The sequence below is a fragment of the Streptomyces sp. 71268 genome (assembly GCF_029392895.1).
Lineage (GTDB): Bacteria > Actinomycetota > Actinomycetes > Streptomycetales > Streptomycetaceae > Streptomyces.
Genome location: NZ_CP114200.1, coordinates 835,627 through 856,097 on the forward strand (window position 1 = coordinate 835,627; position 20,471 = coordinate 856,097).

Below are 20,471 nucleotides of genomic sequence, written 5' to 3' on the forward strand. Positions count from 1 at the left end.
CGTGGGGACTGTGAGGTGGGCCGTGAGGGGCACGGGTAGCACGGGCGGTTGGCGGCACCGCTGGAGGAGCATCGGCCTGGCGTTGTTGCTGATGGCTCCCCTGCTGGGAGTGACGGCGGCCAACCGTCCGGTCGCGGACGAGGTCACGGTGCGGCCGGCCGACGCGCCCGACACGCGCATCGCGTACGCCGGGACCCGGCACCGGAGCCTGGGCAAGGTTGTTGGCGTCAAGAAAAGCAGTTCGCTGTTCACGGGGAGTCCGACTCACTACGACGTCCAACCCAACGCCTTGGGCGACCAGTTGGTCTTCGTGAGTCGTCGGGACGAGCGGCGGCCCCAGGTCTACCTGCGGGCGGCCGACGGTTCGGTGCGCCGGCTCACCAGCGGCCACGACGCCGCGCATCCACGGCTGACACCGGACGGGCAGGCGGTCGTCTTCGACTCGGCGGAGTCCGCTGGGCCCGGCGACCGAACGCAGCGTGACCTGTGGCTGGTGCGCGTCGACGGGAGCGGCCTGACCCGGCTGACCGGCACCCCGGCGAACGAGGAGTGGCCGACCGTCTCACCGGACGGGCAGCGACTGGCGTACACCAGCGACGCGGACCCGCTCGTGGGCCGGCAAGCCTACGTACGCCCCCTGACGGGCGGCGCCGCCAAGCGCGTCACGGACCCGGCGAACGGGACGGCCAGCGAACTCGCCTGGCACCCGGTGGTCGACGGCGCGCACCGGAGCGAGATCGCCTACACCGCCACCGACTCGAAGGGCCCCAAGCTGCGCTGGACCACCGAGAGCGGGGACGGTGGCGATCTGCTGCGCGACGGCATCCAGAGAAAGTGGCGGGCGCGCGGGGCAGCGTGGCTGCCCGACGGGAAGGGCCTGCTGTTCATCAGTCCGGAGAAGAACTGCAACTGCGATACCGACTGGGAACACGTCTACAAGATTCCCGATATCGACAACCAGCCCGCCGAACCGGAGCTGGTCCTGGACGAGGACCGCGAGGTTGGATCGGCCACCTGGCTCGGACCGCTCCCTGGCGGGAAGGTCGTGGTCGACCGCACCACCGCGGTCACCAAGCACACGGCCCGGCTCCAGGACATCCGCATGGACGGCTCCGACCCGCGCGACCTCAACCAGGACATCCTCACGGAGGACCCACGGGCGGACGGTCCCTACGGGTCGGGGGAGGACCCACTCTTCCGGCCCGAACCCAAGTACCACCCGTGGCTCGAACGGCAGAACTACACGCCCGACGGCCGGCAGATCGCATTCACCCAGTTCACGGGCGAGACGGACAAGCGGGCCGAGCACATACTGATCGCCGGTGCCGACGGTTCCAACGCCCGAAGCCTTGGGCTCGCGGGCCGGGGCGAGCACGACTGGGACACCGATCCCACCTTCTCCCCCGACGGCAAGTCCCTCGCCTTCTCCCGCTCGTCCCCGGCTGGTACCGACGGCAGGACCGCGAGTCGTGTCCTGATCGCGGACGCGGCGACCGGCGCGATCCGCCACACGATCACCCCGCCCGAGGCGACACAGCAGGACGCCCAACCCACCTGGTCACCCGACGGCACCACGCTGGCCTTCACCCGTACGCACGCGGCCGGCAGCAGGGGCAGCAAGCACATCTGGACGGTGCCGGTGAGCGCCCTGGACCAGCAGCGTGACCTGAGCGCCACCGTGTGCCCCGACCCCTGCTCGGTGATCGACGACAGCCCGGCGTTCTCGCCGGACGGGACGACCGTCGTCTTCAACCGCAAGGACGTCAGCGGCAGCGGCAACGAGCATGACGGCCTCCTGCTCACCTCCATGACGGGCGACGACTGCCGGGTGCTGCTGCCCGCCAGCGCGCGCGACCTGCCGGGCGGCTGCGAGCAGCCGCTGCCCGACACGAGCGTGACCGGCCCCTTCCAGCCCCGGGACGCCGCGTGGACGGGCGACGGCGAGAACCTGGTCTTCAGCTCGCGCGCCGACTCGCTCGCCCACAGCCCGGAGAAGCTGCGGCTGCTCAACGTCGACTCGGGCGAGGTGACCTCGCTCACCGACGGGCTGCCCGGGCGTCAGAAGGAGCCGACCGTGCAGCGGTCGGTGGACCTCGCGGTGCGGGCGCCCGACGCCACCCCCGAGGTCACCGTCGGCCGCACCCGTACGATCCGGGTCGACGTCGTCAACCACGGCCCCGCCGCGTCCCCCGGCACCCGGCTGACCGCCGCGCCGGCCGGCGGGGTGCGGCTGACCGGCCTCAGTGCGCCCGGCCGCTCCTGTGACGCGACGGGCCTCACCTGCGACCTGGGCGTGGTGGAGCCCGGTGACACCGTGCCGGTGACCGTGTCCCTGGTCGGGGCCGCGCCCGGCCACCAGCCGGTCGACTGGTCGGTGACCGGCGCCGTCCTCGACGCGAACCCGAGCGACAACGCCGACCGCACCCTGATACCGGTACGCGAGGCTCCCGTACCGCCCGAGCCCACACCCACACCCACCCCCACTCCCACGCCGACCCCAACACCCACCCCCACACCGACCCCGACGCCACCGGCCCCCACCCCGACCACGACGCCGCCCAGCACGCCGCCGCCCTCCACACCGGCGCCGCCCCCGCCCACACCGCAGCCGCCACCCCCGCCGTCGCCGCAGCCGCCTCCCCCGCCGCCACCGCCGGCGGAGCCGCCCGCGCCCAGGGCCGGTCCGGCCGTCAGCGTCAGGGCGCAGCCCAACCCGGGCTACGTCGGCGGTCGGGTCGTGGTCACCTACACCGTCCGCAACGGTCGCCAGGCTCTGGCCACCGGGTTGCGCCTGCGCATCGGCCTGCCAGCGGGCGTACCGAACAACGGCCCACCCCCCGGTTGCGACGCCGACTGGCAGTGCGCGCTGCCCGACCTGACACCCGGCGCCCGCACCGTGCTCCAGGTCGTCCTGAGCCCCAGGAAGGCCCTCACCACCCAGGTCACCGCGGAGCTGACGACGACCGGCACGGACGCCGACCTCGGCGACAACAGCGACCGCGAGCGGCTGCGCATCCTGCAACCGCGCATCGTCGCGGTACCCGCCGTCGGCAAGCCCGGCTTCGTGACCTCGGTACGCGGCAGGGACTTCCCGCCCGGCGCGCCGGTGCGCTTCCGGTGGAACCCGGGCATCACCGCGGCGGCGGCCCCGACGATCCCCAAGGCCAACGGCACCTTCATCGGCCAACTCCTCATCCTCGCCAAGGACCAGACGGGCCCGCGGACCATCACCGCGAGCGGTCCCGGCTTCTCGCCGGTGCGGACGGACTTCCTCGTGATCTACGGCAGCATCCAGCCGCCCGACGAGGTGATCCGCCGATGATCCACGAAGTCGACGAGGCGCTGAACCGCCTGCTCGACGAGTCCGGGTTCGCGGCGTCAGGCGTGGAGGTCGTCTTCGACGCGCCCACCCGCGACTGGGCGGCGCGCCGCAGCGCCCCGACCGTCTGCGTGTTCCTGCACGACATCCGGGAGGACGGCTCGCGGCGCGGCAGTGGCAGCGGCGAGGTGTACGACGCGGACGGGCTGGTCGTCGCGCGCCGGGCTCCCGCCCGCTGGTTCGACCTGACGTATCTGGTCACCGCCTGGGCCAGCCGCTCGCAGGACGAACACCGGCTGCTGGCGCAGGTGCTGACCACGGTCACGGCCGCGGACACGTTGCCGGCGCGGCTGCTGACCGGTTCGCTCGCCGAGCTGGGCCTGGCGGTCGGCCTCGACCTGGTGGGCGGCGATCCCGACGCGCCGGCCGCCTCCGACGTGTGGTCGGCGCTCGGCGGGGAGCTGCGGCCGTCGTTGGAGGTGCGGGTGCGGGCGCCGCTGCGCGGCCCCCACCTGGCCGCCGCGCCGCCCGTCACCGAGGGGCTGGTCGTACGGGCCGCGCCGGAGGCCGACCCGCGAGACCGGGAGCCCGCTCGCCGGCTGCGTTACGAGGGGGTCGGTGACGCGGGCGCGGAGGGCTTCGGCGCGCCACGGGAGCGGCCGGCGGCTCCCGCGCGCCGCCGACGACGAGGGGGCCGCCAGCCGTGACGTACACCGTGGAGCCGACGTCCCCGCCCGAGGAGGACAGCGCGCCGTTCCTGTGGCGACGGCTGCGGCTGGTCGAGGAGCGGGTGCGTACGGCGGTGGCGGCCAGGCACGCGAGCGACCCCGACCCGCAGGACCCCTACCGGGGCCAGTACCTCTCCCACGAGGCGGTCGCCCGCGTGCTCGACGCGCCCGCTGACCGTTTCGGCCTGCCCGCGCTGCCGGCCTCGGCCCCGCCGCCCGGTTCGGTGCTCGACCTCCTCGCGCGGGACTTCGGCCTGTCCCCGCTGGACGTGGACCTGCTGCTGGTCGCCGTGGCGCCGGATCTGGACGCCCGGTTCGAGCAGCTCTACGGCTACCTCAACGACGACCTGACGCGCCGTCGGCCCACCGTTGGCCTCGCGCTGGAACTGTGCGGGCACAGCGGGATGTCCCCGGGCCGGTTCCGGCTGGCCGCGGGCGCTCCGCTGCTCGCCGGTGGGCTGCTGGAGGTCGTGGGGCCGGAGCGCCCGCCGCTGTCGCGGGTCGTGACCGTGCCCGACCGGATCACGGCCCACCTGCTCGGTGAGGGCACGCCGGACGCGAGCCTGCTTCCCGTACTGGGCGATGACGGCGCCGACCCGGCGGCCGACCCCGCCCTGGTCCGCGCGGCCATCGCCGCCGCGGGCACCGGGACGGGGCACGTGCACCTGTGGGCCCAGGGCGGTGCCCCCGAGGGCCTGGCGGGTGCGGCCCTGCGCGAGGCCGGGCGCCGCTCGCTGGTGCTGGACGCGGCGGCGCTGGCCCAACGGCCCGCCGAACTCGCCAGCACCGCCGCGGTCGCGGCCCGCGAGGCGCGGCTGACCGGCGCCGGGATCGTCCTGGGGCCCTTGGAGGCGCTGCCGGACCAGCCATCCGAACGGGCCCGCGCGTTGCGCGCGCTGTGCGCGGCGGCCGCCGGCGTCCCGCTGTTCACGTACGGGTCGAACGCCTGGGACCCGGTCTGGGCGACGGCCACGCCGGTCACCCTGGCGGTTCCGGCCGCCTCCCCCGAGCAGCAGGTCGCCCGGTGGCGGCACGCGCTGGAGGGTGCCGGTGGCGCGGCGGTGCCGGAGGCCGACGCGCTGGCGCGGGCGGTGGCCGCGCACCGGCTGGACTCCGGCCAGTTGCGGCGGGCCGCCGGTGCGGCCGTGCGGACGGCCGCGCTCGCCGGGCGGCCCGTCGGCCCGGACGACCTGCGGGACGCCGTGCGGGCGCAGAACGGCGCGGGGCTCGCCCGCCTCGCCCGGCGCGTGGCGCCCGCCGTGGGCTGGGACGACCTGGTGCTGCCCGCGCGCACCCGGGACGAGCTGCGCGAGCTGGCCGTACGGGCCCGCCACCGCGACCAGGTCCTCGGGCAGTGGGGCATGCGGCCCGGCGGTGGTCGCGGGCACGGCGTGATCGCGCTGTTCGCCGGCCCGTCGGGCACCGGCAAGACGATGTCCGCCGAGGTCGTGGCCGCCGATCTGGGCATGGACCTGTACGTGGTGGACCTGTCCACGGTGGTCGACAAGTACGTCGGGGAGACCGAGAAGAACCTGGAGCGGATCTTCACCGAGGCGTCGGCGGTCAACGCGGTGCTGTTGTTCGACGAGGCCGACGCGATCTTCGGCAAGCGCTCGGAGGTCAAGGACGCCCACGACCGGCACGCGAACATCGAGTCGGCGTACCTGCTCCAGCGCATGGAGTCGTTCGACGGCATCGCCATCCTGACGACCAACCTGCGGGCCAACGTGGACGAGGCGTTCACCCGGCGCCTGGACATCGTGGCGGAGTTCCCGGTGCCGGACCGGGCACAGCGGCTGGCCCTGTGGGAGCGGTGTCTGAACGGCCGGGTGCCGCGCGACGGCGACCTGGACCTCGGCTTCTGCGCTGACCGCTTCGAGCTGTCCGGGGGCTCGATCCGGGCCTGCGCGGTGACGGCCGCGTACCTGTCCGCCGCGTCGGGCACCCGGCTGACCATGGGCCAGGTGGTGACGGCGGTCGCCCGCGAGTACCGCAAGCTCGGCCGGCTGGTGCTGGAGAGCGAGTTCGGGCCCTACTTGGCCGAGGCGAACGGGCGCTGAGCGACCCGCTCGCCGGCCCCGCGCGGGCCGCTCGCCGCCCCTGGCACGCCCCGTGCGCCACGGTGGCTGCACGCGGCGCGCGGCGGCGGCGACCGCGCGGGCAGGGCCGCTGCCCCCGGGCAGGGCCCGCGGTCCGCTGTCACCGGTGGCGGCGGGCGGAAAAGCTGTGCCTGCGACCACCAGGGGCCCCAGTGCGCGGCCCAGTCCCCCAGCGTGAAGGAGCGAGCATGCCGACGTACCTCACCCCAGGCGTGTACGTCGAGGAGGTGCAATCCGGCGCTCGGCCGATCGAGGGGGTCGGCACCGCCGTCGCCGCGTTCGTCGGCTTCGCCGAGAACGGGCCCTTCCACACGCCGACCCTCGTCACCAACTGGGAGCAGTACAGCCAGCAGTTCGGCGGCTTCACCCGGGGCGCCTACCTGCCGCACGCGGTGCACGGCTACTTCGCCAACGGCGGCGGAGCCGCGTATATCGTGCGCATCGGCGGTTCCGCCACCGACGCGTCGGCGCCGGCCGGCGAGCAGAGCGCGCCGCGGCCGGCCCAGACGGCGACGGTCGGGTTCGGCGGGTTCCTGGTCGCGGCCCGGCCCGGGGTGAGCGGCGTGTCCGTGGAGATCGCCGACCCCGACGGGGAGAACCCGCCCGACGACCGCTTCAAGCTGCTGGTCCGCCAGGGTGACCAGGTGGTCGAGACGTACGAGGCGTCCACCCGCAAGAACGTGAAGGGCTACCTCCTCAACCAGACCCGGGCCTCGAAGCTGATCGAGGTCACCGAGCAGCGCGGGGCGGCGCAGAGCCGGCCCCCGGCGCAGACGGTGGCGGTGCCCGACGCGCCGGCGGCCGCGCCAGCCGCGCCGGGCGGGGTCGCGCGGCTGGACGCGGCCGAGTACCTGGGGGACTCCGAGGCCCGGACCGGTTTCGCCGGTCTTGAGTCCATCGACGAGATCACCATGGTCGCCGTGCCGGACCTGATGAGCGCCTACCAACGCGGCGACCTCGACGCCGAGGGCCTGCGCACGGTCCAGCTCGCCGTCATCTCGCACTGTGAGCAGATGGGCGACCGGGTGGCCCTCCTCGACTCACCGCCCGGCCTGACCGCCCAGCAGATGCGCGCCTGGCGCAGGGACGAGGCAGGTTACGACTCCCGCTTCGCGACGCTCTACTACCCGTGGGTGCGGGTCTTCGACCCGGCCGCCGGTCGCAACGCCACCGTGCCGCCCAGCGGCCACATCGCCGGCCTGTGGGCCCGTAGCGACGCCGAGCGCGGCGTGCACAAGGCCCCGGCCAACGAGGTGATCCGCGGCGCGACCGACCTGGAGCTGCGGCTGAGCAAGGGCGAGCAGGACCTGCTGAACCCGATCGGCGTGAACTGCGTGCGCGCCTTCCCGGGCCGCGGCATCCGCGTGTGGGGCGCGCGCACCCTCTCCTCCGACCCGGCCTGGCGCTACCTGAACGTGCGCCGCCTCTTCAACTACCTGGAGGAGTCGATCCTGCTGGGCACCCAGTGGGTGGTCTTCGAGCCCAACGACGACCGGCTGTGGTCGAGCATCCGCCGCAACATCAGCGCGTTCCTCTCCGAGGAGTGGCGAAGGGGCGCGCTGTTCGGACGCACGGCCGCCGAGGCCTTCTACGTCAAGTGCGACCGCGACAACAACCCGCAGGAGTCCATCGACCAGGGGCGCGTGGTCTGCGAGATCGGCGTGGCCCCCGTCAAGCCCGCCGAGTTCGTGGTCTTCCGGCTGGCCCAGTTCTCCGACAGCACGAGCCTGATCGACGAGTGAGCAGGAACAGTAGGGAAGGGGACACACAGTCATGGCAGAGGGCGATGCTCTTTCCACCCATATCTTCGGCGTGCAGCTCGGCGGCTACCTGGTCGAATCGATCCAGGAGATCAGCGGGCTGAACGTCGAGGAGGAGGTCGTCGAGGTCCGGCAGGTCAGCGCGGAGGGCAAGCAGATCATCCGCAAGCAGCCCGGCGCCCGCCAGGCCGGCGAGATCACCATCACCCGGGGGCTCGACAAGAGCAGCGAGTTCACCACCTGGATCAAGGAGACGCTGAACAACGGCGCCGTCGACACCGCGCGGCAGAACCTCACCATCGAGATCAAGGACTCCACCGGCGAGACCGTCCGGCGCATCCAGCTCATGCAGGGCTGGGCGTCCAAGTGGGAGGGCCCCTCGCTGAAGGCGGGCGAGTCGTCGGCCGCCACCGAGACCGTGACCATCGTGTTCGAGGAGATCGTCGTCGAATGAGGCGCCGTACGGTCACAGCGGGCAACCTGGAGGAGATCCTCCAGGCCACGGCGCCCGCGGCGAAGGCGGACGAACAGGCGCCCGGGCCACCGGTCGCCGCGCCCGGAGCAGGCCAGGAGCAGGCGTGGCGCACGGAGTTCGAGTTCGAGCTGCCGCGTGGGTACCTGGACGAGGCGGGGACGGTGCACCGGCACGGCGCCATGCGACTGGCCACGGCCCGCGACGAGTTACGACCCCAGATCGACCTGCGGGTCAAGGAGAACCCGGCGTACCTGAGCGTGGTGCTGCTCAGCCAGGTGATCACCCGGATCGGCGCGATCACCGACGTGCACGCCGGCGTCGTGGAACGGATGTACGCGACCGACATCGCGTTCCTCCAGGACTTCTACCGGCGCGTCAACAGCGAGGGACACACGCGCGCGGCGGTCACCTGCCCGCACTGCGAGGGCGGCTTCGAGGTCGACCTCTCGGGTGGGCGCCTGGGGGAATCGTGACGTACGCCCTCCCCCGGCTGCGGGAGGAGATCGCGTACATCGCCTACCACTTCCACTGGCCGCGCGAGGAGATCCTCGACCTGCCCCACGGCGAACGCCAGCAGTGGGTGGCCGAGATCGCGCAGATCAACACCCGGGTGAACGAAGGCGGTTGAGGCATGGCATGGCGGGACAGGTGGCGCAGGCGCCCGGCCACGGGAGGCGCCCAGGACGGGCGGCTCCCCGAGACGGCCGCGGCGGAGCGGGGCGCCGTCACGGCGCCGGGCACCGCCACGGAGCACACGCCCGCCGTGCCGACCGGCTGGGACGGTGGCTGGCGGTACGCGCGGCCCGCGCGACTCACCATCTCGCGCTCGCCGTTGGCCGTCGGTGACGGCCTGGTCTTCCGGTCGGGCCTGGCGGCCTGGCGCAACCCCCTGTTCGACACCGGACTCTCGCACGCCATCGACCCCGCCGCCCCGTCCGGCCTCGTACGCGGGATCGTCGGCGCCCCCGTGGCGCCCGCCTCGCACAGCGGTGGCGGCCCGCTCCTGCTGCGCTCCGCGCTCCCGCCCGCCGACCCAGCCGAGGACGGACCGGCCGAGGCCGGGGGCGGCCGAGCCCCGCTCGCGTCGGGCGCGACCCGGCAGCGGGGCGACGGGGCGCGGCGACAGGCCACGGCGCGGGGCCCGCGCGACGCCGGTGGCAGCGGCCACCGCGCCAGCCCCGGTGCGCCGTCGCCCGGGGACACCGTCCAACGCCGTGTCACCGCCGGCGGCGCGGCGGGCCCGGCCGCCCCAGGTGCGGGCCCGACCGTCGCGGGCTCGGGCTCGACCGCGCCCAGCACGGGCCCGGTGCGGGGTGCGTCGGGTGGCGGCGCGCCGGCCGGCGCGCGTGAGCGGGGGGCGGGCGGCCGGGGAGGGGTCGGCCCCGTCGTCGCGCGGTCGACGGCGGGCGACGGGTTGTTCACCACCAAGGTCGGTCGGGGCGGTGGGCCGGCGGGCCCGAGCGACGCGGCGCCGGCCCGTCCGGCCTCCAACTCCGTCGGGGGCGGGGGCACTTCGGCGCGCTCCGGCGCGGGCGCCGGTGTCCCGGAACGGGGTGTCCCGGAGGCTGGCGCCGCCCGGAGTGCCGGGGCCTCGGGCCCCGCTGGTGCGTCCTTGCCGACCCCTACGTCAGTCGAACCGGTCGGTGGTGGGAGTCCCCGGGGCGGGGCGGCCCCGGCTCCTCCGTCGTCTCCGTCGTCTCCGGCGCGCGGCCTCGTGTCCGAGCGGCCGATACCGGCGCGCGGCGCCACCGCGCCGGACACCGTTCAACGGGCCGTGGCGCCGGGCGGGGGCGGCGCGGTGCCCGCGTCGACCGAACCGGCCCCCCAGCCCGAGCTCCCGCGCTTTCCCCTCGTACGCCGCGTCGCGGTGGTGCCCGACACCTCGCCCCGGTACGCCCCCGGGCCCGACCGGGCCGGGGCGACGGCGACACCGGTCACCGGGCGCGCTGACACCGCGCGTCCCGAACGCGGCGGACGCGCCGGCCAGACCCGAACCGCGTTTGCCAGTCCGCCAGTTATCGACTCCCCCGGCCCGGTGGCGGGTGTCGGGGGCCCTGGTCGCGGCGGTGCGAGCCGCACACCGCGCGCCGACGGGGCGCGCCGCGCGACGGGCCCGACGGTTCGCGCCCGTCCCCTGGGCCGTCCGCTGATCGTCGCCCGGGCGCCGGTCCGTACGCCACGGCGCGTGCTTCCCGTACGCCCCAGCGCCCCGTCCGTCCGGCACGGCGAGCCCGCCACCGCGCGGCCGGCCACCGCCGCGCGGTCCGCCTCCGCCGAACAGTCCGCTCCCGCCGCGCGGTCCGCCCCCAAGGCCGATGGCCCGGGCCGGGAGGCCGGGGCGTCGGCCACCCGTCCGCCGCTCGGCGCCCCGATGGCCAGCCTGCCGGCCACCGCCGTGCCGTTGACGCCGAGCGCCCCGACGGCCCACGAGCCCGTGACCGGCGCGCTGCCGATAGTGCGGCCCCACGCGGCGGAGCCCGTCGAACGCCCGGCGGGTCCTCCCGCCCGCGCCGCCGGGCCGGCTTCGGGGCACGCCGCGTCCGCGCCGAGCGCGCCGCCGGAGCGTGGCCGGGCCCCCGGCGTCCCTTCCGCCACGGACGGGGCGGCGCGCCCTCGACCCAACAACCCCACGGCTCCCCCTTCACGGCGCCCCGGCCCCCGCACGGGGCTCGGCGCCCCGCTGCCCGCGCTACCGCCCAGCGCCGACCTGTCGGCGCCGGTGCAGCGCGCCGCCACACTGGGTTCCCGTACGGAGCACCAGCGCGCGCCGGAGCGGTCGCCGAGCACCGCGCCGCCGACCAGCGCTCCGGCGCCGGCCGCGCAGTCACCCGTCGCGCCGTCTCCCACCGCGCCGCCGGCCCGCTCGCCGCGCCCGGGCGCCCAGGCCCCGGCGTCGGGCCACGCGCCGTTGTTGGGAGACGTGAGCCCGCATCCGGGCGGCGCGACCCGCCGCGACGAGCGGAAGACCTACGGCGTGACCGTGTCGCCCACGCTCGTCCAGCGCGTCGTCGCGCCCGCGTCCACGGCGCCCGCGAGCGACCTCACACGGCCCGCGGTCAGCACGGCCGTGGCACCCGACGCCCCGCACGGACCGCGAGGCAAGGCGGCCGGTACGGAGCGCGCGGGCCGGGACGCGGCGCGGCCGGCAGCCCCCGGGGCCGCCCCGTCCGCCAGTCGCCGTGCGGGCGGCCAGGTCCCGTTGGTCGTGGCCCGACCCGTGCCCCGCGCGGAAGAATTGAGCGGCGGCGCGGGAGGGACGAGCGGCGGCGCCGGAGGGGTGAGCGGCAGCGCGGGCGAGCCCGCGCCCCGGGTGGTGGCCACCGCCCGTCTGCTCGCCTCGCGTCCGCTGGTGCCGGGCATCGGCCCCGCCGCCGAGGCGGCTCCCCCGCGCGCCACCCGCCCCGTGGTGGCGCCCCGTTGGCCGCGTGCCACAGCGCCGTCCGCCGCCCAGGCCCCGGGCCCGGCTCCGCGACCCGTACCGCACGCCCCGCCGGTCACCGGGGCGACCGCCCCCGTCCAGCGGGCGCCGGCCAGGCCCACCGGGTCGGGGCAGGGCGCCGCCGGCCCGGCCGCGTTGGCCGACGGACCCGGCGCCCCGTCCCCGCCCGGCACTCCTCCGCTCGTACGACCAAGCACGCCCGTGGTCAGGCCGGGACCGACGGCGGCCAGCGGCGGGCTCGCGCCGGTCGGGCCGCTGCCCGTGACGGCGCCGCGCGCCGAGCCTGGCGCGGCGCGGCCCCCGGTGGGCGGCGCCCCCGTCGTGCCGGTACGTGCCGTGCCGCACGCCGCGGCCGGTCCGCCCGTGCTGGCCCGTCGCCCGGCTCCGCCCTCGGCGGCGACGGCGAGGCCGCCCGGCGCGCCGGTGGTCCAGCGGGCCCCGGGCCGCACGCCCGAGGGCGGCGGGCCCGACGGCCACCCGCCCGGGGTGGCGGCGCCCCACCAGGCGCGGCCCACGGAGCGGGGCGAAGGCGCCGCGCCCCAGCAGGCGCCCCCGCAGACGGCCCAGGCCCCGCCCGACATGGACGAGTTGGCCCGGCGCCTGCTCGACCCGGTGGCCCGGCTGCTGCGCACCGAGCTGCGGCGCGGGCGCGAGCGGACGGGCAGGCCCTTCGACGGGCGCCGGTGAGGGCACGGCCCGGTCGGCCCCGCCCCCGAGGGCGGGGCCACGGGGGACACGCGACGGACGAGGAACGAACGACGGGACCGGTGGACGCATGACGGACAACATCTTCGCGACGAGCGTGTTCTTTCGCCTGGCCATCGGCGGCAGCGACCTGGGCGCCTTCCACACCTGCTCGGGCATGGGCGCCGAGGTCGAGATGGAGAGCTACGCGGAGGGCGGCAACAACGGCTTCACCTGGCAACTGCCCGGCCGGGTGTCCTGGTCCAACATCACCCTCACCCGGCCCGTCACCGCCGACACGGCGAAGATCGGCCGCTGGCTGGACGAGACCCTGCGGCGGGTCGAGGCCAAGGACGGCGAGATCGTGGCGTTGCGGCCGGACCTGAGCCAGATCATCAGTTGGCAGGTGTTCGGCATCGTTCCCGTGCGCTGGCAGGGCCCGTCCTTCGACCCGAGCAGTTCGCAGCCGGCCGTCGAGACGCTGGAGATCGCCCACCAGGGCCTGTCCCCGAGCTGACGGCGCCGGCACCGGGACGACGGCACCGCGCCGCGCCAACGGGTCGGCGAGCCGGCCCATCCCTCCGACGCACCGCCCGAAACAGGAAGGCACAGCATGTCTCCAGCGGTCCGTGCCAGCCGGGCCAGGGCCCAGCTCACGCTCAAGGAGCCGCCGACCGCCGTCGGGGCCAAGCCCGGCGGGGTGATCGCGCGGCTCAACCTCCAGTTCAACCCGTCCACGCTGCAACTGGGCAAGACCACCGAGTGGCGGCGTACGCCCTCGCGGATGGCGGACGAGTCCGCCCTGCCCGAGTTCGTCGGCAGCGGGCCGCGCACGCTGAGCCTCGACGTGTTCCTGGACGCCACCGCCCGCCACGACGACTCGGTGGAACGGGCCGTCGAGACGCTCATGAAGGCGTGCGTGCCGACCCCGACCAGCCTGGGGCGCAAGAAGCCGGCGAGCCCGTGGGTGCGGTTCGAGTGGGGTACCGCGCGCTCCACCTCCTTCGACGGGGTGCTGTCGAACCTGTCGGTGTCGTACACGCTCTTCGACGTGGACGGGACGCCACTGCGGGCCACGTGTTCGCTCACCATCGAGGAGGCGAGCGTCGGACCCGCCGGGCAGAACCCCACCTCGGGCGCGCGCACCGCGCGCCGCACGCACACCGTGGTGGCCGGCGACAGCCTGGCGATGCTGGCCTGGCGCGAGTACGGCGACGCGACCGTCTGGCGCGTCATCGCCGAGGCCAACGACATCGACGACCCGATCGCCCTGGTCCCCGGCAGCGAGGTCGTGGTGCCGGCCATGCGGGGCGCCGACGACGAGGAGGCGTCGTGAGCCCGTCGAAGGCCAGCGGCGGCCGGGCGTTCGCCGCCGACCCCATCATCGAGGCGCCCGCCGAGCTGCCGCAGGCGTGGGCCGCGCAGTTGGTGAGCTGCGTCGTCGACGAGAACGTCGGCCTGCCCGACACGGCGATCCTCACCTACCGCGACGACCGGCACGAGTTCCTGTCGGCCAACGGCATCACCATCGGCACGCCCCTTCGGGTGTCGGTGATGACCGCGAAGAACCAGGCGCGCCAACTGCTGTTCAGCGGTGAGGTCACGGCCCTGGAACTCGACCAGGACGGCACCGGCGCCTTCACCGTCCTGCGCGCCTACTCCAAGGCCCACCGCCTCCAGCGGGGCCGCAAGGTGGTGGCGTACCGGAACATGACGACCGCGGCGATCGTCCGCAAGGTGGCGGCCGGGGCCGGGCTCGCCTGCGGCAAAGTGCAGGCGTCGGCCATCACCCACCAGCAGTTGTCCCAGGCCAACGTCTCCGACTGGGAGTTCCTGCAGTACCTGGCGCGCGAGAGCGGCGCCCACGTGCGCGTCGACGACAAGGGGCTCCTCCAGTTCACCCAGCCCGAGAAGGCCGCCCGCGCGCCCGCCCCCTCGACCTCGTCCGGGCACAACCCGTTGGTGTTGCAGTTCGGGAGCAACCTGCTGGCGCTGCGGGCCGGGCTCTCGGCCGCCGACTCCGCCGCCCGGGTGCAGGTGCGCGGCTGGAACACGACCACCAAGAAGCCGTTGGTCGCCGAGCAGCCGTCCGTGGTCAGCGGGGCGGTGGCACCCGGCCTGAAGCCGGCGACCGTCGCCGCGAAGTTCGGCAAGGCCGCCCGGGTGGCCGTCACGGACACGCCGTACCGCACCCAGGCGGAGACGACGGCGGTGGCGCGGGTGACGGCGGAGCAGGTCGCGGCGGGGTTCGCGGAGTTGGAGGCGGTGGTCGAGGGGAACCCGGAGCTGCGCGCGGGCAAGCCGATCGCGCTTGGCAACGTGGGGCAGGCGTTCACCGGCCGATACACGGCCACGGCGGTGCAGCACGTCCTGGAGCCGCACGGCGGGTACCGGACCACCCTGTGGGTCAGCGCCAGCCCGGACCGCTCGCTGAACGGCCTGGTGACCGGCGCCAACGCGCCCGATCGCGGGCCGCGCATGCCGGGTCTCGCCATCGGCGTGGTCACGGACGTCCGCGAGCCGAACCGGTCCGAGCGCGGCGCGGTGCGGCTGAAGTTCCCCTGGCTGGACAACACGTACGTCTCGGACTGGGTACGCACCGTCCAGTGGGGCGGCAAGGGCGGCGGCGGTGTCGTCAGCCCCGAGGTCAACGACGAGGTGCTGGTGGGGTTCGAGCAGGGGCTGCTGGACAGCCCGTACGTCATTGGCGGCCTCTACAACGGCGTGGACAAGCCGTCACCGCACGACGTGCCCCTCATCGACAAGGTCAGCGGCAAGGTCAACCGCCGCTCCGTCGCCTCGCGTTCGGGGCACCGCGTGGAGTTGCTGGACGCCTCGGCGCCCGGCCCCTCGGGGCTGCGCCTGGTCACCGGGGACGAGCGCCTGGAGGTGCGCATGGACGACCGCCGGGACCGGATCGAGGTGACCGTGTACGCGGGGCCCAGGAGGGCCGCGACCTCCGTCGTCCTGGACCGGCGGAGCATCACGTTGGACGCCGGGCAGGGAACCGTGACCCTCAAGGGCCGCCAGGTGGACATCAACGGCAGCGCGGGCGTCAACATCGACGGGGCCAGGGTCGGCGTGTCCGGCAGGGCCCAGGTCACGGTCGACGGCGGCCTGCTCGGCGTACTCAAGGCGAAGCTCATCCGCATCAACTGAGGCCCCCGGCCCGCCCCCTGCCACTTCCCGACCTCGCTCCCCGCCTCGGCCCCGTCCCTCGCCCTTAGCCTCTTCGACCCAAGGAGCACACCATGCCCGCCGCAGCCCGCACCGGCGACGCCACCGTCCACGGCGGCCGGATCACCACCCCGCCGCCCCCGGTCGCCGCCACGGTGGCCCGCGTCCTGATCGGCGGCCAACCGGCCGCGGTCGTGGGCAGCGTGCACTCCTGCCCGCTGCTGCCGCACGCGGTGCTCGGCCCGGGCAACGTGGTCACACCCAGCCCCGGGAGCGTCACCGGCGGCCTGGTGCTCATCGGCGGGCTGCCCGCCGCGCGGGTGGGCGACCGGACCACGTGCGGCGCGCAGATCATCACCGGCGCGCTGAACGTGCAGATCGGAGGGGCGCTGTGAGCGAGAGGTTCATCGGCCGTGGCTGGGCCTTCCCGCTGCGAGTCGGGCCCGCCGGGGGCATCGCCATGGTGGAGCGGGAACGGGAGATCGAGGAGGCCATCCGGCTCGTGCTCGGCACGGCGCCGGGCGAGCGCCCCATGCGGCCCGAGTTCGGCTGCGGCATCCACGACTACGTGTTCGCGCCCGGCGACGGCGCCACCGCCGGACGGATCGCCCAACAGGTACGGGAGGCGCTGGAGCGGTGGGAGCCACGGATCACGGTGACCGACGTGCTCGTCGCCTTCGACTCGGTGCGGGTGGGCACCCTCTACATCGACGTGCGCTACACGGTGCGCACCACCAACGACCGGCGCAACCTGGTCTTCCCCTTCTACACCATCCCCTCCGACGAGGGCGCTGAGGAAACGGTCCCGAGCTGATGGCCCTGCCTTCCCCCAACCTCGACGACCGGCGCTTCCAGCAGCTCGTCGACGAGGCCAAGCGGTACGTCCAGCAGCGCGCGCCGGAGTGGACCGACCACAACGTCTCCGATCCCGGCGTCACGTTGATCGAGACCTTCGCCTACCTCGTGGACCTGACGCTCTACCGGCTGAACCGGGTGCCGGAGAAGAACTACCTGGCCTTCCTCGACCTGTTGGACATCCGACTGTTCCCGCCCGGAGCCGCGAGCGCCGAGGTTGACTTCTGGCTGTCGGCGCCGCAGCCCGAGGCGGTGGTGCTCGCCGCCGGCACCGAGGTGACGACCGCGGCCGGCGAGACGGAGGAGGCCGTGGTGTTCGCCACCACGGAGGAACTGCGCATCGTCCCGAGCGAGTTGACGCGCCTGGTGGGCGCGCCGCGCACGGGGGAACAGGCGGACCTGACCGGCGCGCTCGCCGAGGAGCGGGACGTGCCCTGCTTCCAGGCCACGCCCGAGCCGGGTGACGCCCTGTTGTTCGGCCTGCCGACGGCCGTTCCGCGCTGTGTGGTGGCCGTGCGGCTGGACAGCCGTGTCGAGGGCGTCGGGGTCGACCCGCGCCAACCTCCGCTGGTGTGGGAGGCGTGGGACGGCGGACGCTGGCAGCGCTGCGAGACCGGCACCGACACCACCGGTGGCCTGAACCGGCCGGGCGAGGTCATCGTGTACGTGCCGGCCGCGCACACCGCCTCGGTGATCGGCGGTACCCGGGGCGGGTGGCTGCGCTGCCGGGTCGTGGAACCCGAGCCCGGGCAGCCCTTCTACTCGGTCTCGCCCACCGTGCGCGAGGCGGCCGTGTTCACCGTCGGCGGCACCATGACGGTCGAGCACGCCGAGACGGTGACCGACGCGGCCCTCGGCATCTCGGAGGGGGTCGCGGGACAGAGCTTCCGCCTCGACCGCCCGCCCGTCCTGCTCGACGGGCCACCCCCGGTGGTGGAGGTCTCCACGGCCGACGGCTGGCAGCGCTGGGAGGTGGTCGACGACTTCGGCCGCTCGGGGCCCGCGGACCGACACGTACGCGTGGACGCCACGCGCGGGGAGTTCGCCTTCGGCCCGGTGCTGCGCGAGCGGGACGGCACGCTGCGCGCGTACGGCGCCGTGCCGCCCAAGGGAGCGCACGTGCGCGTGGCCCGCTACCGCACCGGCGGCGGCCCGGAGGGCAACGCGCCCCGGGGGGCCATCAACGTGCTGCGCAGCTCCGTTCCGTACGTGACGCAGGTCGACAACCGCGAGGCGGCGCGCGGCGGGGTCGCCGGGGAGAGCGTGGCCAACGCCCGGCTGCGCGCCCCGCAGGCGCTGCGGACGCAGGGGCGGGCGGTGACGGCGGAGGACCACGAGATCATCGCCCGCCAGGCGGCCCCCTCCCTGCGCCGCGTCCGGTGCCTGCCGGCGGCGGACTCGCCGGGGGCGGTCCGGGTGTTGTTGGTGCCCGACGCGGTCGCCGACGAGGGGGACCGGCTCCGGTTCGAGCAGTTGATCCCGAGCGACCAGGTGCTCGCGTCCGTCACCAGGGCACTGGACGAGCGGCGCCTGATCGGTACCCGCCTCGTCGTCGAACCCCCCGTCTACCAGGGCGTCACCGTGGTGGCCCGGTTGTCCGCGCGCGCCGGTGAGGAGCCCGACCAGGTGCGCGACGCCGCGCTCGCCGCGCTGTTCCGCTACCTCAACCCGCTGCGCGGCGGGCCCGAGGGCGGCGGCTGGCCGTTCGGCCGGCCGGTGCAGTACGGCGAGGTGTTCGGCGTGCTGCAGGGCGCGGTGGGGGACGCGCTGGTAGAGGAGATCCGCATGTTCGCCGCGGACCCGATCACCGGGCGGCGCGGCGCGCCCGTCGACCGCATCGACATCGGACCGGGCGCCCTCGTCTTCTCCTACCGGCACCAGGTGATCGTGGGTCCCGCCGCGCCGGAGGGCCCGGCATGACCCGCGCCGCCGTGCCCGGCCTGCCCAGCCGGCACCCCATCGGAGCCCAACTGCCCGCCCTGTACGCCGACGACGACCTGGCCCAGCGGTTCACCGCCGGTCTCGACACCGTCCTGGCCCCCGTCTTCGCCACCCTCGACAACCTGCACGCCTACTTCGACCCGAGGCTGACCCCGGCCGACTTCCTGGGCTGGCTCGCGTCCTGGGTCGGCGGGATCGACGACGCGAACTGGCCGCTCGCGTTGCGCCGCGAGGCCGCGACGCGCGCCGTGGAACTGCACCGCGGCCGCGGCACGCGGCGCGGGCTGACCGAGGCCCTACGCCTGGTGCTCGGGGTCGGGTCGGACGTCGTGGGGGACGGCGGGGCGGTCTGGTCGCGCACGGCGGGCTCCGCGCTGCCTCCGCCGCCGGACCCCGAGATCGTGGTCCGGGTCTGGCCCCGGGGAGCGGCGGCGGTCCAGGCGGAGCAGGTCCACGAGATCGTGCGGGCCCTGGTCCCCGTGCACACGGCGTACCGCGTGGAGGTCCTGGCCGGGCCGCCGTCGGACGAAGGAGGGGCAACGTGACACGCGCGTGTCCGGCCTGCGGGGCCGCCAACGAGGAGACCGACGACTTCTGCGGGAACTGCGGCGGCTACCTGGGCTGGTCCACGCCCCGGGGCGCTTCGTCGGGCGCGGGGAGCGCGCCGGACGACGCGCCCCGGCAAACGGCCGACGCCCCCGGAGAGGCGGGCGGCGCGGCCTCCCCCGGCCCCCAGCACCGTGCCCCGGCCACGGACGCGGGCCCGAACGTCGCCGCCCCCACCGCCGCCGCCCGGCCCGCGGCGACACCGGAGCCCGCGGCGCCCGCCGCCTCGGCAGCGGTCCCCGAGGCACGGGCCACCAGGCCGCCGGAGACCAGGCCGCCGGAGACCGGAACCGCGCGGGCGCCGGCGGCCACGGACGGCGACACCCCAGGCGGCCCAGCGCCGTCGTGGCCAGCCCCGTCGCGCTCGGAGGCCCCACCCACCACACCCGCGGCGCGCTCGGCCCCGGCGCCCGAACCGGCCCGGCCCGGCCCGGCGAGCGCCCCACCGCAGGACGACGCTCCCCGGCCGGTCAAGCCCGCGAAGGCGGTCGCACCGCGCCCCACCGTGCGGCCGGTCACGACGGACGACACCACGACCGGCATCCCCTGCCCCACCTGCCGAGCGGCCAACCCGCCGCACCGCCGGTTCTGCCGCCGCTGCGCGGCACCGCTCACCTCGGTCGCCGCGCGGGACCCGCTGCCGTGGTGGCGGACCCTGTGGCCGCTGCGCCGTCGCACCAGGGCGAGTTCGGGCCGGCTGGTGCGGCTGTTCGTGATCCTCACCGTGGTCGCGGCGCTGTGCGTCGGCGGCTATCTGCTGCTCCCCACCGCACGGCACCTCTTCGAGGACACCCGCGACAAGCTGAAGAAGCCCAAGGCGGTGACGCCGACGCGCACGTCGGCGTCCGCGCAGGTGGCGGGCCACCCAGGGGGCAACACGACGGACGGGTTCCGTAACCGCTACTGGGGCGCGCCCGCGCCCGGCGCCACCGTGACGTACGACTTCGCCAAGCCGTTCCGCCTGGTGCAACTGATCGTCACCAACGGCGCATCGGTCGCCCAGAAGGAGTACGCCCGTCAGGGGCGGGCCCTGCGCGTGGACATGGAGGTGGTGGCGAAGGACGGTCAGACCACCCGCAGGAAGCTCGACCTGACCGACAAGGCGGGACCGCAGACGTTCCACGTCGGAGTCAGCAACGCGACGAGCATCCGCCTCACGCTCGCCTCCCCGACCGGACTGGCCGGTGGCCGCCATCTGGCCCTGGCGGAGGTGGAGTTCTTCCGGCGCCCGTGACCGGGCCGGCACCCGGGACGTTGGCCGCCGGCCTCGCGCGGGCCCACCAGTGGCGCCGGCCCGGTTCACCTCGCGAGGCGCCGGCCGGCGGTTGTCGGCGGCCGGCCGGTACGCCCCGCCGACCGGCCCGGCGCACGGGTCGGTGTGCTGGTCG

16 protein-coding genes are annotated in these 20,471 nt (G+C 75.5%); all 16 read left to right on the top strand.

Annotated features, from left to right (window positions below; all coding sequences use genetic code 11):
- Positions 1-22: 22 nt before the first annotated feature.
- The 16 genes from OYE22_RS02950 to OYE22_RS03025 all read left to right on the top strand — a co-directional run bounded on the left by OYE22_RS02950 (position 23) and on the right by OYE22_RS03025 (position 20,317).
- Positions 23-3,322 (top strand): hypothetical protein, encoded by a 3,300-nt coding sequence (locus tag OYE22_RS02950; protein ID WP_348652178.1) that lies wholly within the window; start codon positions 23-25, stop codon positions 3,320-3,322.
- Complete coding sequence (locus OYE22_RS02955; RefSeq protein ID WP_277318936.1) at positions 3,319-4,026, top strand: DUF4255 domain-containing protein; 708 nt, start codon at positions 3,319-3,321, stop codon at positions 4,024-4,026. Before OYE22_RS02950 ends, OYE22_RS02955 begins: the two co-directional genes overlap by 4 nt.
- Complete coding sequence (locus tag OYE22_RS02960) at positions 4,023-6,107, top strand: ATP-binding protein (RefSeq protein WP_277318937.1); 2,085 nt, start codon at positions 4,023-4,025, stop codon at positions 6,105-6,107. The genes OYE22_RS02955 and OYE22_RS02960 overlap by 4 nt, the downstream gene beginning before the upstream one ends.
- Before the next feature lie 227 nt (positions 6,108-6,334).
- The gene (locus OYE22_RS02965; RefSeq protein ID WP_277318938.1) at positions 6,335-7,888 is read left to right on the top strand and encodes a phage tail sheath family protein; all 1,554 of its coding nucleotides are present in this window, start codon (positions 6,335-6,337) and stop codon (positions 7,886-7,888) included.
- A 31-nt stretch (positions 7,889-7,919) separates the two neighbouring features.
- A complete protein-coding gene (locus OYE22_RS02970; RefSeq protein ID WP_176165175.1) occupies positions 7,920-8,360 on the top strand; it encodes a phage tail protein in 441 nt (146 codons plus the stop codon).
- Positions 8,357-8,854 (top strand): hypothetical protein, encoded by a 498-nt coding sequence (locus OYE22_RS02975; RefSeq protein ID WP_277318939.1) that lies wholly within the window; start codon positions 8,357-8,359, stop codon positions 8,852-8,854. The genes OYE22_RS02970 and OYE22_RS02975 overlap by 4 nt, the downstream gene beginning before the upstream one ends.
- On the top strand, positions 8,851-9,009 hold the full coding sequence (locus OYE22_RS02980) for a DUF6760 family protein (RefSeq protein ID WP_176165173.1): 159 nt from the start codon (positions 8,851-8,853) through the stop codon (positions 9,007-9,009). The genes OYE22_RS02975 and OYE22_RS02980 overlap by 4 nt, the downstream gene beginning before the upstream one ends.
- 1,557 nt (positions 9,010-10,566) lie before the next feature.
- The gene (locus tag OYE22_RS02985) at positions 10,567-12,507 is read left to right on the top strand and encodes a hypothetical protein (RefSeq protein WP_277318940.1); all 1,941 of its coding nucleotides are present in this window, start codon (positions 10,567-10,569) and stop codon (positions 12,505-12,507) included.
- Positions 12,508-12,595: 88 nt separating this feature from the next.
- Complete coding sequence (locus OYE22_RS02990; RefSeq protein ID WP_176165171.1) at positions 12,596-13,021, top strand: phage tail protein; 426 nt, start codon at positions 12,596-12,598, stop codon at positions 13,019-13,021.
- Between the two features lie 96 nt (positions 13,022-13,117).
- On the top strand, positions 13,118-13,840 hold the full coding sequence (locus OYE22_RS02995; RefSeq protein WP_277318941.1) for a LysM peptidoglycan-binding domain-containing protein: 723 nt from the start codon (positions 13,118-13,120) through the stop codon (positions 13,838-13,840).
- Positions 13,837-15,663, top strand: coding sequence for a VgrG-related protein (locus OYE22_RS03000; RefSeq protein WP_277318942.1), 1,827 nt, complete (start codon positions 13,837-13,839; stop codon positions 15,661-15,663). Before OYE22_RS02995 ends, OYE22_RS03000 begins: the two co-directional genes overlap by 4 nt.
- Before the next feature lie 92 nt (positions 15,664-15,755).
- Positions 15,756-16,076, top strand: a complete 321-nt coding sequence (locus OYE22_RS03005; protein ID WP_277318943.1) for a PAAR domain-containing protein — start codon at positions 15,756-15,758, stop codon at positions 16,074-16,076.
- Positions 16,073-16,495, top strand: coding sequence for a GPW/gp25 family protein (locus OYE22_RS03010; protein ID WP_176165167.1), 423 nt, complete (start codon positions 16,073-16,075; stop codon positions 16,493-16,495). Before OYE22_RS03005 ends, OYE22_RS03010 begins: the two co-directional genes overlap by 4 nt.
- Positions 16,495-18,456, top strand: a complete 1,962-nt coding sequence (locus tag OYE22_RS03015) for a putative baseplate assembly protein (protein ID WP_277318944.1) — start codon at positions 16,495-16,497, stop codon at positions 18,454-18,456. Before OYE22_RS03010 ends, OYE22_RS03015 begins: the two co-directional genes overlap by 1 nt.
- Positions 18,453-19,022, top strand: coding sequence for a phage tail protein (locus OYE22_RS03020; protein WP_277318945.1), 570 nt, complete (start codon positions 18,453-18,455; stop codon positions 19,020-19,022). The genes OYE22_RS03015 and OYE22_RS03020 overlap by 4 nt, the downstream gene beginning before the upstream one ends.
- Positions 19,019-20,317 (top strand): zinc ribbon domain-containing protein, encoded by a 1,299-nt coding sequence (locus tag OYE22_RS03025; protein ID WP_277318946.1) that lies wholly within the window; start codon positions 19,019-19,021, stop codon positions 20,315-20,317. Before OYE22_RS03020 ends, OYE22_RS03025 begins: the two co-directional genes overlap by 4 nt.
- Positions 20,318-20,471: the final 154 nt, after the last annotated feature.